Annotated in this window: 12 protein-coding genes; 6 read left to right on the top strand and 6 right to left on the bottom strand. The window is 36.3% G+C overall.

Annotated elements, in window-relative coordinates:
* Positions 1–63: 63 nt before the first annotated feature.
* Both J2X31_RS01195 and J2X31_RS01190 read right to left on the bottom strand, forming a co-directional pair.
* A complete protein-coding gene (locus tag J2X31_RS01195) occupies positions 64–927 on the bottom strand; it encodes a sigma-70 family RNA polymerase sigma factor (protein WP_026707723.1) in 864 nt (287 codons plus the stop codon).
* Between the two features lie 130 nt (positions 928–1,057).
* Positions 1,058–2,020, bottom strand: a complete 963-nt coding sequence (locus J2X31_RS01190) for a hypothetical protein (protein WP_310023727.1) — start codon at positions 2,018–2,020, stop codon at positions 1,058–1,060.
* Between the two features lie 103 nt (positions 2,021–2,123).
* Between J2X31_RS01190 and J2X31_RS01185 the strand changes: the two genes are divergently transcribed.
* The 5 genes from J2X31_RS01185 to J2X31_RS01165 all read left to right on the top strand — a co-directional run bounded on the left by J2X31_RS01185 (position 2,124) and on the right by J2X31_RS01165 (position 6,642).
* Complete coding sequence (locus tag J2X31_RS01185; protein WP_310023726.1) at positions 2,124–3,209, top strand: fatty acid desaturase family protein; 1,086 nt, start codon at positions 2,124–2,126, stop codon at positions 3,207–3,209.
* Between the two features lie 13 nt (positions 3,210–3,222).
* On the top strand, positions 3,223–3,735 hold the full coding sequence (locus J2X31_RS01180) for a hypothetical protein (RefSeq protein ID WP_310023725.1): 513 nt from the start codon (positions 3,223–3,225) through the stop codon (positions 3,733–3,735).
* A 232-nt stretch (positions 3,736–3,967) separates the two neighbouring features.
* A complete protein-coding gene (locus J2X31_RS01175) occupies positions 3,968–5,281 on the top strand; it encodes a phospholipase D-like domain-containing protein (RefSeq protein WP_310023724.1) in 1,314 nt (437 codons plus the stop codon).
* A gap of 343 nt (positions 5,282–5,624) precedes the next feature.
* Positions 5,625–5,978 (top strand): nuclear transport factor 2 family protein, encoded by a 354-nt coding sequence (locus tag J2X31_RS01170; protein ID WP_310023723.1) that lies wholly within the window; start codon positions 5,625–5,627, stop codon positions 5,976–5,978.
* 205 nt (positions 5,979–6,183) lie between these two features.
* Positions 6,184–6,642 carry an SRPBCC domain-containing protein gene (locus J2X31_RS01165; RefSeq protein ID WP_310023722.1) on the top strand — a complete coding sequence of 153 codons (459 nt, stop codon included), beginning with the start codon at positions 6,184–6,186 and terminating at the stop codon, positions 6,640–6,642.
* A gap of 129 nt (positions 6,643–6,771) precedes the next feature.
* Here J2X31_RS01165 and J2X31_RS01160 read toward each other — a convergent pair whose 3' ends face one another.
* Complete coding sequence (locus tag J2X31_RS01160) at positions 6,772–10,380, bottom strand: DUF2339 domain-containing protein (RefSeq protein WP_310023721.1); 3,609 nt, start codon at positions 10,378–10,380, stop codon at positions 6,772–6,774.
* Between the two features lie 113 nt (positions 10,381–10,493).
* Positions 10,494–10,622, bottom strand: coding sequence for a hypothetical protein (locus tag J2X31_RS01155; RefSeq protein WP_310023720.1), 129 nt, complete (start codon positions 10,620–10,622; stop codon positions 10,494–10,496).
* A gap of 94 nt (positions 10,623–10,716) precedes the next feature.
* Here J2X31_RS01155 and J2X31_RS01150 point away from each other — a divergent pair, with 94 nt between their 5' ends.
* Entirely contained in the window at positions 10,717–12,075 is a 1,359-nt protein-coding gene (locus J2X31_RS01150; protein WP_310023719.1) for an RCC1 domain-containing protein, read from the top strand.
* Between the two features lie 92 nt (positions 12,076–12,167).
* Here J2X31_RS01150 and J2X31_RS01145 read toward each other — a convergent pair whose 3' ends face one another.
* Both J2X31_RS01145 and rpsO read right to left on the bottom strand, forming a co-directional pair.
* On the bottom strand, positions 12,168–14,360 hold the full coding sequence (locus tag J2X31_RS01145) for a polyribonucleotide nucleotidyltransferase (protein ID WP_310023718.1): 2,193 nt from the start codon (positions 14,358–14,360) through the stop codon (positions 12,168–12,170).
* A gap of 152 nt (positions 14,361–14,512) precedes the next feature.
* On the bottom strand, positions 14,513–14,782 hold the full coding sequence (rpsO, locus tag J2X31_RS01140; RefSeq protein WP_026704068.1) for a 30S ribosomal protein S15: 270 nt from the start codon (positions 14,780–14,782) through the stop codon (positions 14,513–14,515).
* Positions 14,783–14,813 lie beyond the last annotated feature (31 nt).

Below are 14,813 nucleotides of genomic sequence, written 5' to 3'. Positions count from 1 at the left end.
ATTGGTTGTGCAAAATACAAATAAATTTGATAACACAAAAATAAGTTTCAATTAGCGTGCCAATTATCCTAAATAGGTTTTAAGGATCTTGCTTCTTGAGGTGTGTTTCAATCTGCGGATTGCTTTTTCCTTGATTTGGCGAACACGTTCTCTTGTCAAGTCGAATGTTTCACCAATCTCTTCCAAAGTCATTGGATGTTGGTCGCCTAATCCAAAATAAAGACGTACTACATCAGCTTCACGAGGCGTTAAGGTCTCTAACGAACGCTCAATTTCTGTACGTAAAGATTCGTGGATCAACTCTCTGTCAGGGTTTGGAGATTCTCCAGAACGTAAAACGTCATAAAGGTTAGAATCTTCTCCTTCAACAAGTGGTGCATCCATTGAAAGGTGACGTCCAGAGTTTTTCATCGACTCTTTCACGTCGTTCACTGTCATGTCAAGTTCTTTTGCAATTTCTTCAGCAGATGGCGGTCTTTCGTTAGATTGCTCCAACAAAGCATACATCTTGTTGATTTTATTGATAGAACCAATTTTGTTCAATGGCAAACGAACGATACGAGATTGTTCGGCCAAAGCTTGAAGAATCGACTGACGGATCCACCAAACTGCGTAGGAGATAAATTTAAAACCACGCGTTTCATCAAAACGTTGAGCGGCTTTGATTAGACCTAAATTTCCTTCGTTAATTAAATCGGGAAGTGTAAGTCCTTGATTTTGATATTGTTTTGCAACCGAAACCACGAAACGTAAATTGGCTTTCGTCAATTTCTCTAATGCTCTTTGGTCTCCGGCTTTGATTTTTTGTGCTAATTCTACCTCTTCATCGGCTGTGATAAGGTCAACTTTTCCGATTTCCTGAAGATATTTGTCTAAAGAAGCAGTTTCACGATTGGTTACCTGCTTGGTAATTTTAAGTTGTCTCATTGTAGGGGTGTACTTAATTTGATAACAGTACAAATGATTATACGTAATGAGTTGCAAAAAAGTTACAACACTTTTGAATTAAAAATTAAAAATTAAAAAATAAAATAAAAACAGATTGTAAATCAGTATTTTAGAACATGATGTCAACTTGATTATTAAGTCGTTCATTATAGTATTCAATTTTTCGGATGGCTCGGTTAAAGAATAAATTCTGCTCTTTCAAACCTGATTGGTTCAAGGGTTTGGAATTGTTGATTTGCTGTTTGAAGAACTGATGCACGTTTTTACAGGCATTTTCATTATCGGTAATAAAATAGCCTAATAAGGTATAAGGCACAAACATTGTCAGTTTCTCCTCTGTTTCAATGAGCATGTTGTTGTTGAGTAGAATCAATTCATTATAATAGAGGGAAAAATTGCCATCGGGTTTGTTGCATTTGTCTTGAATGAGGTTGATGATTCTTTTCAAATCCTTGCACAAGGCATTGGCACTTTTCAGGTCGAGCATTCCGGCTTCATAGAAGTATAGAATCTGTTGCAGACTGCTGTTGATGGTGGTGTCGTTCCAGACTTCCTTGACGCTCACGGTTTCATAAATACGCTTTAACTTCAGCATATATTCCAAAAAGGATTCATCAATTACAAAGTTTTCAAAACTGACTTTCTTTTGGTTTGGGTTTAAGAGGTTCAGCCAAACATAGGCCTTGAACTTCGATAATATCGTGCTGTCCATAAAATAAAACAGCGGAATGTCCTTGGCAGAATAAAAGAGGATGGCTTTGGGATTTTTGGTCAATACCTCAATCTGTTCGGCTGATTTCTTGAAATACTGCAGCATATCCTTCAAGGTTTCAATCTCGATTGTTTTTTCCACGATGATTTTTTCGTCCTTGAGAAATAAATGGTCGAGTGAAATATTGAAATGATTCGCCAGTTGAATGGTTTCGTCAATCGAGAATTTACTCTTCTCCGAAATCCTCCTGTGAGAGGCATCATAGCTGATGTTCAACACCGAAGCAATGGCATCAATAATCGAAACCTGTTTCGGAATTTGTTTCCGGATACTCTTTAAAAGCAGTTCTTGGTAGTTCATAATTTGCGATAATCACAAATGTATGAATTTATATAATTGATTTACGCAATTTTATGTGTGATAATCGCAATAGGTTTGTCTGGTAATTCTAAAATTATAAATTATGAAAGCAAAATATTTCAATAAATCAAAAGAGGAAAAAGTATTTTTTTCTACTTTAAAAGAAAGGGTTCATCAAAAATTAGAGCATAAAAACGTGGCCTATGGCGATGCCAGGTTTTGGTTCAAGGGCTTGTTCTGGACACTCATCTGTTATTTCTCCTACAGTTTGCTCTTTTCAGACTTTATAACTAAAATCGAGTTCTGGATTTTATATGTTGTTTTTCAATTGTCAGGATTGCTGATCGGGTTTAGTTTTGGCCACGATGCTTCGCACAACACGGCTTTCAAGAACAAAAAGGCCAATGCTGTCCTGCATTTCTTGAGTTTCCTGACCGTCGGGATCGATCCCCTGCTTTGGGGCTTGAGGCACATCCGTTCGCACCATCTCTATGCCAATGTCGAAGGGAGCGATATTGACATCGACAAAAATCCCTTTTTAAGGTTGAGTCCAACACATCCTTGGCAACCAAAACACAGGTATCAGGCCTATTATGCTCCATTTGTTTATATGTTTACGCTGTTGCATTCTGTCTTTATGAGCGATTGGGTCTATCTGTTTTCAAAGGAATACCATTGGATGAAAAGGGGCATCTCCATAGCCGGATTGTTTTTTAGATTTTTCCTCTATAAGGTGTGCTATTTCTCGTTAGTGCTAGTGCTTCCAATCGTGTTTTCTGGATTCTCTTGGGGCTTTGTCCTCCTGACTTTCCTTACAGCAAGTGCGTTTACCTCCTTGGTTTTTATCATCATGCTGGTGGGTACGCATTTCTTTGATGGAGCCGATTATCCCCAACCGGAAGGCGAGTTCCTTGAACATACCTGGGCGGTTCATCAGCTTCACACAAGTTGCGATTGGGATGCCAATAAAAGCTGGGCCAGGTTCTTGAGCGGCGGTTCCAATTGTCATGCGGCTCATCATCTTTTCCCGAATATTTGCCACACCAACTACAGCGAAATCAATGCAGTAATTGAAGAAACAACCCGAGAATTCAGGCAACCCTACCACCATAAAACGCTATTTGAAATGATGTTTTCGCATTTCAAGCACCTGAATAAAATGGGAAAACCGCAAACCAACAACTTCTAAAAAAGCAACACAAATGAAAAACCTTATAGCATCTATACTGATTCTTTTAGTAGGGCCAGTATTTGGTCAGGCTGGCGAAGGCAAGGCAGAGGACAAAAAATTCACGCTCAATCCGTGGGACAACATAAATGGCTTTCGTGTCGCTACCAGTTATTATAAAAATTTTGAATTTGAGGCTTCCTATCTGATTTCTTCTTATCCAAGGCAAGAGCCAGGTTTCGGCGGATTCGCAATGTTGGTTCAATATGTTGGAGCCGGAATAGAGTATGTCAATGTTGGCAACCAGCACGCCATTGGAGCAAAACTTTCCTACGAAGCAAATTTTTCTATATTTTCTGCACAAGTTGGTGGCGACATCATTGCTTCTGATCAAGATTTCCAATATAGGATGCTGCCACGTATAGGAGTATCGGTTTTTGGTCTTATCACGGCCTACTATGGCTGGAATTATAATTTAAGGAAAGAGAGCGAACTGATGTCTGCCGAGCATATTTTTACCTTGCAGTTTAATCTTTTAAACCATTAAAAACTTGGGACAACGCCTCAAGATGCCGTTTGAAACGGAGGTTGAAAAAGAACTTCGGAAGCAACTGGTGGAGAAGGAGGAGGGTTATTAAGAGGATGGAGATTCAGTTGGAGGTTTTTAAGGGGCTGGGGGAGAGGAGATAAAATGTTTGTTTGTAAGAATTTATTTTTATATTTGGGAGAAATAATAACAGGCATACTATAGCGAATGCTAACAAAATAACCAGCGTAAAATGAACGAAGAAATACTTAAGAATCCAATAACTGAACGAGTTCAGATTTCAATCAACAAAAGCAAAAACAAACTAAATTTTGCAGTTCCATTTTTAAATTCATTTGCACTCAGCTTATTTAGCGAGACTAATTTGAAGCAAGTAACAGAGAAACGACTCATAACGAGATTTGATGAAACATGTCTGATAGCTTTTGAATTACCAACTTTAAAAAAACTTTTAGATTTAGGTTTTAAAATAAGGTTTGATAACGACATTCATCTTAAATTGTATATTACCGATAGCGAAACATTTGTAACATCTTCTAATTTGACGAGAGGTGGATTTGAAAATAATATCGAACTAACAATTAAAGTTGATTCAGAAAATTCAGAAGAATGTAATGGAATTTTCAATCAACTTTGGCAAACAATAGAAAAAAATGAAGTGACTGATGAATTGATTAATGAAAATTGGTCAAAATATGAATTACTAAAAAAAAGGAATGAGTTTGCGAGTAAAACAAAGAAAGACATTACTATCAAGACAAATATTGGCGACATTGACATCCAAAGTTTGATTAAAGAAATTTTTAATCGCAAGGAGGATTATTCTAAAACAAGAGATTTAGTATTTAAAGCTAATCAAGTCAAAAAAGATGTAAAGGTTAAGTTGATAAATGGTTTTAATAAGCAAACGTTCTATGTTTTTGAAGGCTTGCCGAATCGAAAAGATAATTTATTTTATGATTTTACTTATGGTTATGAAGCCAATATAGCAAGCACTGGTTTAAGAGAAGCACAATTTAGAGACGCTTTTGAAAGTGCAGAGTTCAGAAATGCAATCAATTACATCTTCCCAGAAATGATAGGGTCGAAGCCTTGGAATTTTGAAGATAAAGAGGAATTGTTTGAATTTTGTAATGGACTTTTTGAATTTAGAATTCCACAGTATACAGAAGCATTGCCAATAAGATTAGCATCATATTTCTATCCTGAATATTTTGTTCCAATATTTAAATTAGATCATTTGCAAAAAATTTGTGAAGCTTTAGAAATAGATACAAATGCCAAAGCGAAGGGTGAGAGATTCTTTGCCTATACGACTTTCATTGCTGAAAGAATGAGTCTTTTACCATATGACAATTATATAAAATCTCATATAGGGTATGATATTCTTTACACAGTGGAGTTGTACAAAAGATTAGCTAATGGAGAAACCTACGGAGAGATTTTGTCGAGCTATAAACAAAATTGGAAAAAAAATTATATAATGAAAGGTAAAGATATTTTAGAAAAAATCATCCCCACCTCTGAAAACATCTCACGTGTATAAATAAAATAAATAAAATAAATAAAATAAATAAAATAAATAAAATAAATAAAATAAATAAAATAAATAAAATTTGGATGTAGTCCAGCAAGCATTGATTTAAAGAAAGTTAATATGAAAAAATACTTTATAATTGACCAACCCGATCGCTCGGTTATCCCCAACAGTTAGCGCGGTTTTGCAAACCGTGCCGACAAACAAATTCAAAAATGTATTGAACTGTTTTGAGGATTGTGATTAAGAGCAAATTATACCGAGGCTGTAGCCGAAAATAACGAAGCTAAATCCACTCTATCTAATTCATAAAAAACAACAATTAAAAAACAACAATTAAAAAACAACATTAATGAAAACACACTTCGAAAATTTAATTAAAAAGGCCTATCCCGCCTTTAATTCAAGAGACATTGACACGGCTCTTTCAACCTTTCATCCAGAGGTTGAGTGGCCAAAAGCCTTTGAAGGCGGTTATGTATCCGGACACGAAGAAATAAGAACGTATTGGACAAGACAATGGACAGAAATAAATCCTTCCGTGGAGCCAATTGCATTTGATCAAAGACCTAACGGAACATTTGAAGTAACGGTTAACCAAATTGTAAAAGACTTGGAAGGAAATGTAATTTTTGATGGGAATGTAAAACACATCTACACACTGGAAGACAACTTATTACGGAAAATGGATATTGAAACGGAATAACAGAGAAGAAGCTAATTTAAACTTTAGCAAAAGCCGATTGCTCAGATATCCACAACTGTTAGCTTAAAATTGCATTCCGTGACTAGCAACAAAAACCGCAACCCAACTTGCGGTTTTTTGTTTATATTAGCTTAATGGAAGAGTAGAGCAGGGATGAAAACCTCGCTCCAATAGCTTCGGGATAATCTAACCAAATAGTAATACTATGGAAAAATTACAATTTAAAGTGAGCATCAATGCACCAGTAAACAAGGTATATAATTTTATGCTTGGCATCAACAATAAGGCAACTTATGAACAATGGACTTCTGTGTTTAACTCGACCTCTACCTATGAGGGAAGTTGGGAAAAGGGAAGTAAGATTCTATTTATCGGAGTTGATGAGCAGGGCCAAAAGGGAGGTATGGTTTCCAGGATAGCGGAAAATCTTTCGAACCAATTTGTTTCCATTCAACATTATGGTCTTTTACAAGCCGATAAGGAAATTACAGAAGGACCAGAAGTAGAAAAATGGGCAAACGGATTCGAAAACTACACCTTCGAAGAAAACAATGGTACCACAACCGTTACGGTTGACTTAGATACCACGGAAGATTTTGTAGAGTATATGAACGAGAACTACCCGAAAGCACTTGATAAGTTGAAGAAGCTTTGTGAGGAATAGTGGTTTTAGGAATATACGATTAATAGGTTTTTGACAACTTTAGTAAGGAATTGAAATTAGATTAGTTGCACCATTCAAAAGTATAACTTAAAAACCCCATTTCAAATGAATGAAATGGGGTTTTACTTTTTAATCAAATCGGTCCTTGTATTTCTTAAACAAGCTGTTCATGATAATCAGCACAACTCCTACACCAACCAAAACCAATGCTCGGATAAGGAAATCAGTATTCGATAAATCGAAGAACATCAATCGGATGACGCATATTCCAACAAGTGAAAGCGAAACGTATCGGAAGTATTTTTCTTTTAGGATGATGCCTAAAATCAATAATCCTAAAGCTTCAAGTATCCAGAAGAACGTCAGGATTCCTTTATCAAAAGTCAAAAACAAAAAGCAACCGATGCTTAATGTGGCGGTATAAATCAGGAGGCTGTTTTTGAGTTTGAACGCTTCCATCCATTTATAGGCGAGATAGACATAGATTCCCAAAAGGGCAAAAATCAATAAATAAATCGGGAGGAATCGAGCTTCATAAAAATTAAAACTCAAAATACCAAGATGGATATTGGCTAATAGGTAATAGATGATGCTGATGCTTTTTTCCTTGCTGATTTTTTTATGGTATAAAAACACATTCACAATCGCAGTTATGGCCCAATAAACCAGCAACCATTTATGGTCGAGTTGCGAAAACATAATGACGGAAACCCAGATGTTCAAGATCACCTGGTCGGCATTATACAACACAATTTTTGATTTTTTGTGCAGAAGAACCACAAGCACAATCGCCAATCCGACACTTCCAAGTTGAAGCAACCAATCGATAATTTCGAAATTGTTGAGCTTGCTGATGCTGTGAAAAACAGAAATGGCAATACCCAGCATCCCAATAATTGGAGCGTTGTAGAGGCTGATTTTTATCCTGTTGGATGCAATTAGACCGTAATTCACCAATGCCAAAACCATCAAGCAAAGCGGTAAATAGGAGGTTTCAACTTGAATGAAAAGCAAGAGTATGATCCAGATGTTTTGGATGTAATTTAAAGTGGAAGCGAACGTTTTGCTGTTTCCTTTTTCGGATGTATACTGCAAATAGGAATATACAGCAGAAAGGAAGATGCTGCTTATTTGAACAATATAAATCAACGTTTTATCTGTAGTCTGTAGGTTTGCAATGGCAAGGAAAAGTGTGGCAATTATTCCCCCCAAAACAATAATAAAGGAATAAATAGAATAGCGTTTGAATTCTTCGAATTTTGTAAAAGCGATAAAGCTGATGATCGCCAAGCCCAATAAATAAACGGTTGTGTAGTCTATTTTCAGACAGGCGAAACCAAACAATAAGGCATTGAAAAGGACAAATTCTGAATTTAGCAAATTGAAATTTTTCCAACCACCGATGGTTTCATTTGAAGCGTTTCGCAGCCTTTTTGCAAATAAAGCATAGCTTTCAATGATTGTAATTCCTAGACATGTCAGCCCGATTTCTGAATTGTCCAAGTTCGGGGAATGATTTAGAAATAATAAACTTCCGATACCAATAAACACGAAATAGAAAATATAAAGCAACGTCTGATTGTCGTTTTCCAATTTTTTTGTTTTGAAAGTAAACCATAAGAATTCGTGATTCAGCAATGCAATTCCAAACAAGCTGAATATTTGAAGGATTTGATGTTGCGACAGGTATTTAAACGAAAGCACCAAAAGCAAAGCATTAATTCCTAAAACCGACAGAAATCGAATAAGAAACGTGTTGTTGTTGTAAAAACGAGGCACGGTCCAGTTGAAAACGGATACGGATAAAAAGGCAAAAGCCAATGTGACATCTAGATATGATTTTTCCTGAACATTCAACAGGATGATTCCGACAAAGAGGCTGGAGCCAAAAAAGAACAATCGTCCGATATCAAAAGTTTTCGTGTCCAATTTCATTTTCAGAAAACACCAGATTAAGGCTATCGAAATCAGTACATAATAAAAGGAATTCCCGTAAATGCTGTTCCAATTCAACACTACAAAAACCGAAAGTACAAGTGATAGAACTCCATTTAGACTTAATTCGTTACTGCCAAACAGTGCATCAATCGAAAGAAAATCTTTTTTAAAGGCAGAAAAAACGGCAACCCCAAGCGAGATAACCGTCAAGCTGATAATGGAAAAAGTGATGTTTGTAATTTTTGATGGTTCCAACGAATTCGAAATCATCAAAACAGAAAAAACAATTAAGGCTACTGCAAGGAAATGGTTGATTCCGAGGAAAATTTTATACAACAAGATTTCCTTCTGACTGTAAACCACAAAAAGGCAAACAGCAGTTGTAAGGTATAAAATGCAAGCAATGATGTCGATGCCAATGTTCCAATCGTTCAGCATGATGATGCTCAAGGCAAAAAGGACAAAGGCGACCATCCCGTCCAGATGATACAACCAGTATATCTTTCTCTTTCGGGCTCGAAGTGCAATTATAAAACAGATGATGGCTCCAGCAAAAAGGACAAAAGTCTTGAACGGACTTCCGGTTGAATGCAGGATCAATCCCAAAGCAAACAAAATCCAGTTGGTAAGATGGGTAATAAAAGCCGATTTTTCAAAACGTGTATTTTCATAAACACTTCGGTATTGCATGAACATGCAACTTCCGGCAACGGTGATGATTCCGAGTATTGCAATTATGTTTTGTGTGGCTGAAAGTGTCGAACCTTCGGCATTGAACCAAATATCAAAAATGATAAAAGCAATGATTACAATCAATAAATGATATTCCCATTTTTCTTTATAGGATAAAATAATTCCAGTCGTACTAGTTATGGCTGCCAAGATAAATGTTATGAGCATCTTCTCGGGAATCACACATAAAACCAAGATGCTCAATATGACATGAAGTGAAAGGAAGGTTTGCTGTTTGATGATGTATCCCACATACAAGTTGAGAGATATTCCCAATCCAATCAAGGCATAACCTGCATAATTGTTAGTAATAAAAGCCAAGGCCGGAATTTGTGAAGCACCAAAACATCCAAAAAGGAACAAACTGGCTCCCGCACTTCGCAACCACAGACCCGTTTTAGTCCATTTTTCTTTTTTCTGAAGTACATAATAGGAGCCAACCAGCAATCCAGAATACAACCACAAAATCAAAACCCTGAAGAGAGGCTCGACTTTCAAAGCCGTATAAATACTTAAATATCCAATTCCGAGAACCATGATTGCCGTTCCTAGAATTCCCGTCCAGTTATCGGCAAATTGTTTTTCGATATTTTTAAGGAGTATAGAAAAGGAGCTTTCTTCTTTTATAGGTTGCTCGAAAGCGACTTCTTTTTCCAAAACGGGAGCTGACTTTCTTTCAAAATGTACAGGTGCAACTGTTTCGGGTAGTTGAATTGTAACTTCTTCCTTGATGATTTCTTCATTAGCAGTATTTTCAACAACTGCTATTTCCTCAACAATTGCAATTGGAAGATTTTGTTCTTCGGGAACAATTTCTTTTACAGGTTTAGGGATTGTTTCAACTTCCCAAGGTCTGTTTTCTTTTTGTGGAGCTTCAAAAGTTTCTGTAGTAATATTTTTTCCTACTAATACTTTTTTAAGCTCATCGATTTCTTTTCTTAAAGCATTATTTTCAGTAGTATTTTTACCTAGAGTAAATTTAATATCATCCGTTTCCCTTCTTAATTTTGTGAGATTGCTGAACAGGACAAGGATACAGATTATGATAACTATGCAGAAAATAACCATTTTGTTTGTTTTTGTTAAATCAAATATAGGTATAAAATGCTACAAACTTAAAAACCCCATCTCAAATTAATGAAATGGGGTTTTGGTTGAATTAAAGCTTTTACAGTTGTAATTTATCTTCTGTCGTCTCTATGATCGTCACGTCTTTCTGGACGAGGAGCTCTTTCTTCTCTTGGAGCATTTTCATCTCTTGGAGGTCTTGGTAAAACTTTACCTGAAATTAAAAAATAGTTTATAAACACATATTAAATAATATGTAATATGATGTATTTTTATAATCTAAATGTAGCAGATGTACAGACATACATATTTTTACAGATGAAAAAATTTAAATAAATGAAAAAAATATTTACGTTACTATTGTTAAGCCTAAGTCTGCAAAGTTTTACCCAATGTTTTACAAAAACAGCTGGAGGTGGCGATCATAGTCATGGCATAAAAAGTAATGGAACACTTTGGTCTTGGGGTTATAATTCTCTAGGACAATTAGGAGATGGAACAAGTATTGATAAAAATATACCCACACAAATTGGAGCCGATACAAATTGGCAAAACATAAGTGCTGGAATTGAGCACACACTTGCTATAAAGACAGATGGGACTCTTTGGGCTTGGGGTAGAAATGATTATGGAATGTTGGGTGATGGTACAAATGTCAGTAAACAAATACCTACACAGATAGGTACAGCAACGAATTGGCAAAGTATAAGTGCAGGGGATTTTTATTCAATTGCTATAAAGACAGACGGAACTCTTTGGGCTTGGGGTATTAACGTTTCTGGACAATTAGGAGATGGAACGACGACAAATAAAAATATCCCCATACAAATAGGAACGGCTACAAATTGGCAAGGTGTAAGTGCAGGTTTTTCACACACAATTGCTACAAAAACGGATGGAACTCTTTGGGCCTGGGGTAGTAATTTTTATGGTCAATTGGGAGATGGTACTAATATTCCAAAAGTATTACCGATTCAAGTTGGTTCTAATACTGACTGGCAGATGATCAGTGCGGGAACAACCCATTCTATTGCTGTCAAATCTAACGGAACACTTTGGGCGTGGGGTGAAAATAATCATGGACAATTGGGTGATGGAACAAATATTAATAAAAATTTGCCAATTCAAATTGGTCTCGGTTCAACTTGGCAAATCATATCATCAGGTTTTTATTATTCCCTTGCAATACAAGCAGATTCTTCTTTGTGGTCTTGGGGAAGAAATTATTTTGGTCAATTAGGAGACGGAACTTATGTAGATAAAAATACGCCTACAATAGTAAGTTTAGATTTTAATTGGGAAACTATCAGTGCTGCGGAAGACCACTCGCTTGCTTTGAAATCAGACGGAAGTCTTTATGGATGGGGTTATAATTATTTTGGTCAATTAGGAGATGGAACTAATGTTAATAAACTTGTTCCAACTGCAATTGGTTGTTCTAATCTTAATGTTGCTACATATGAGGATGAAACGTTAATTGTGTTTCCAAATCCAGTAAAAACGTTTGTAAATCTATATGCTCAAAATGCTATTCTTGTCACTGAAATTATAGATGTTAATGGTAGAAATATGAAGTTAGCAAATCACAATAGTAACGAAGTAACTTTAAATTTGGAAGAACTTCAAATTGGATTGTATTTTATAAAAATCACTACTACAATTGGTAACGCCACAGTAAAAATTGTAAAAGAGTAACTGATAATAGCACACCTATTTAAAACTTAAAAACCCCATCTCAAATGAATGAAATGGGGTTTTAGTTGAATTAAACCTTTTACAGTTGTAATTTATCTTCTGTCGTCTCTACGATCGTCACGTCTTTCTGGACGAGGAGCTCTTTCTTCTCTTGGAGCATTTTCATCTCTTGGAGGTCTTGGTAAAAGTGCTTTTCTAGAAACTTTCTCTTTTCTTGTTTTTGGGTCTAAACCTAAGTATTTCACTTGGAAAACATCACCCATGTTTACCACATCGGTTACGTTTTCTGTTCTTTCCCAAGCCAATTCAGATACGTGTAATAAAACTTCGTTTCCTGGAGCTTCTGTATATTCTACAACCGCACCAAAATCCAACATCTTGATTACCTTCACTTCATAAGCTTCGCCAACTTGTGGTTTGAAGATGATAGAATCGATTTTTGCCAATACAGCAGCGATTCCGTCAGGATCAGTTCCAAGGATTTCAACAACACCTTGCTCGTCAACTTCGTTGATCACGATAGTTGTTCCTGTAGCTTTTTGCAATTCTTGAATTACTTTTCCTCCAGGTCCGATCAATGCACCAATGAAAGCACCAGGAATGGTTCTCATGATGATTTTTGGAGCATGAACCTTAACGTCAGTTCTTGGTTGAGCCAATGTTTCAGTTAGTTTTCCAAGGATATGCAAACGTCCATCACGAGCTTGAGCCAAAGCTTGCTCCATGATTTCATATTTCAATCCGTCAATTTTGATGTCCATCTGGCAAGCTGTGATACCTTCTGAAGTTCCCGTTACCTTGAAATCCATATCTCCTAAATGATCTTCATCACCTAAAATATCAGATAAAACCGCAAAACGTTCTCCATCGGTAATCAATCCCATTGCAATTCCAGAAACTGGACGAATCATTTGAACTCCAGCATCCATCAAAGCCAATGTTCCAGCACAAACAGTTGCCATAGAAGACGAACCGTTAGATTCTAAAACTTCAGAAACAATTCTGATGGTATAAGGATTTTCAGCAGGGATCATGTTTTTCAAGGCTCTTTGTGCCAAGTTTCCGTGACCAACTTCTCTTCTTGAAGTTCCTCTTAACGGACGAGCTTCTCCTGTAGAAAATGGTGGGAAATTATAGTGCAAATAGAATTTTTCTTCTCCTTGTTCAGATGGCGAATCAATTTGGTTGGCTTCTCTAGAAGTTCCTAAAGTTGCCGTTGCCAAAGCTTGCGTTTCTCCACGAGTAAATAATGCCGAACCGTGAACAGATGGTAAATAATCTACTTCACACCAGATTGGTCTGATTTCTGTAGTTTTTCTTCCGTCAAGACGCGTTCCTAAATCTAAAGTCACGTTACGAACTGCTTCCTTATTAGTTTTGTAGAAATATTTAGAAATTAAATCTCCGTTTTCTAACAATTCCTCGTCTGTAAACAATGCTTTAACTTCTTCTTTTACAGCATCAAATGCAGCAGAACGTTCATGTTTTGCCGAACCTTTGCTAGCAATTGCGTAAATCTTATCGTAAGCAGCTTCTTTTACTTTAGCGTAAATAGCTTCGTCAGATCTTTCTTTTTCATACGTACGAACTTCTTTTTTTCCAAAAGCAGCAGCCAATCTTTCTTGAGCAGCAATTTGTACTTTAATATGTTCGTGTGCAAATTTAATGGCTTCCAACATTTCTGCTTCTGAAATTTCTTTCATTTCACCTTCTACCATCGCGATAGAATCTGTTGAAGCTCCAATCATCATGTCGATATCCGACAATTCTAATTGTGCACGAGATGGATTGATGATGAATTTTCCATCAATTCTTCCAACTCTGGCTTCAGAAATCAAAGTTTCAAAAGGAATGTCAGACAAAGCAAGTGCTGCCGAAGCGGCCAAACCTGCCAATGCATCTGGCATAATGTCTTCGTCATGAGACATCAACTGAATCATAACTTGAACTTCTGCATGATAATCACTTGGGAAAAGCGGACGTAAAACACGGTCAACTAATCTCATTGTTAATACTTCGCTGTCGCTTGGACGAGCTTCTCTTTTGAAGAAACCTCCTGGGAAACGACCTGCTGCAGCAAATTTTTCTCTGTAATCTACCGTTAACGGTAAAAAGTCGATACCTGGACTTGCTTTTCTTGCGGAAACAACTGTACCTAAAATTACAGTTTTTCCAATTCTTACTACTACAGAACCATCGGCTTGTTTTGCCAAACGTCCTGTCTCGATTGTGATGCTTCTGCCATCACCTAAATCGATGCTTTCTACAAATAATTGTGGAATCATAAATTAATTCTCTAATTGATTAAACAATGGGTTTTAGTTGTGTTGTAGTTGTTGTGTGTAGTTATTGTTCTAAAACCCAATGAAAAACCAAACTTTTTCTGCAATAATGTAAAAACAAAAAGAGGCGCGTATGCACCTCTTTTCTGTATGGATTATTTTCTAATACCCAATTCTTTGATAATCTCACGGTATCTGTTGATTTCCGTTTTCTTAAGATAATCTAGTAAGCTTCTTCTTTTACCTACCAATTTCACCAATGAACGCTCTGTATTATAATCGTGACGATTTTTTTTCAAGTGACCAGTTAAGTGGTTGATTCTAAATGTAAACAACGCGATTTGCCCTTCAGCAGATCCAGTGTTTTCAGCTTTTCCTCCGTGTTTAGCGAAGATTTCTTCTTTAACTTCTTTAGTTAAGTACATGCTAATATTGTTTAATGATTATTATGTATTG

The organism is Flavobacterium arsenatis (assembly GCF_031456785.1).
GTDB lineage: Bacteria > Bacteroidota > Bacteroidia > Flavobacteriales > Flavobacteriaceae > Flavobacterium > Flavobacterium arsenatis.
The sequence above is the reverse complement of the archived record's forward strand: the minus strand, read 5'-3'. Positions and strand labels throughout refer to the sequence as shown.

Excerpts from the sequence above, each read along its gene's own strand:
- J2X31_RS01160 (WP_310023721.1), bottom strand. The coding sequence starts at position 10,380 with ATGGTTATTTTCTGCATAGTTATCATAATCTGTATCCTTGTCCTGTTC.
- J2X31_RS01150 (WP_310023719.1), top strand. The coding sequence starts at position 10,717 with ATGAAAAAAATATTTACGTTACTATTGTTAAGCCTAAGTCTGCAAAGT.
- J2X31_RS01185 (WP_310023726.1), top strand. The coding sequence starts at position 2,124 with ATGAAAGCAAAATATTTCAATAAATCAAAAGAGGAAAAAGTATTTTTT.
- J2X31_RS01170 (WP_310023723.1), top strand. The coding sequence starts at position 5,625 with ATGAAAACACACTTCGAAAATTTAATTAAAAAGGCCTATCCCGCCTTT.
- J2X31_RS01175 (WP_310023724.1), top strand. The coding sequence starts at position 3,968 with ATGAACGAAGAAATACTTAAGAATCCAATAACTGAACGAGTTCAGATT.
- J2X31_RS01180 (WP_310023725.1), top strand. The coding sequence starts at position 3,223 with ATGAAAAACCTTATAGCATCTATACTGATTCTTTTAGTAGGGCCAGTA.
- rpsO (WP_026704068.1), bottom strand. The coding sequence starts at position 14,782 with ATGTACTTAACTAAAGAAGTTAAAGAAGAAATCTTCGCTAAACACGGA.
- J2X31_RS01145 (WP_310023718.1), bottom strand. The coding sequence starts at position 14,360 with ATGATTCCACAATTATTTGTAGAAAGCATCGATTTAGGTGATGGCAGA.
- J2X31_RS01165 (WP_310023722.1), top strand. The coding sequence starts at position 6,184 with ATGGAAAAATTACAATTTAAAGTGAGCATCAATGCACCAGTAAACAAG.
- J2X31_RS01190 (WP_310023727.1), bottom strand. The coding sequence starts at position 2,020 with ATGAACTACCAAGAACTGCTTTTAAAGAGTATCCGGAAACAAATTCCG.
- J2X31_RS01195 (WP_026707723.1), bottom strand. The coding sequence starts at position 927 with ATGAGACAACTTAAAATTACCAAGCAGGTAACCAATCGTGAAACTGCT.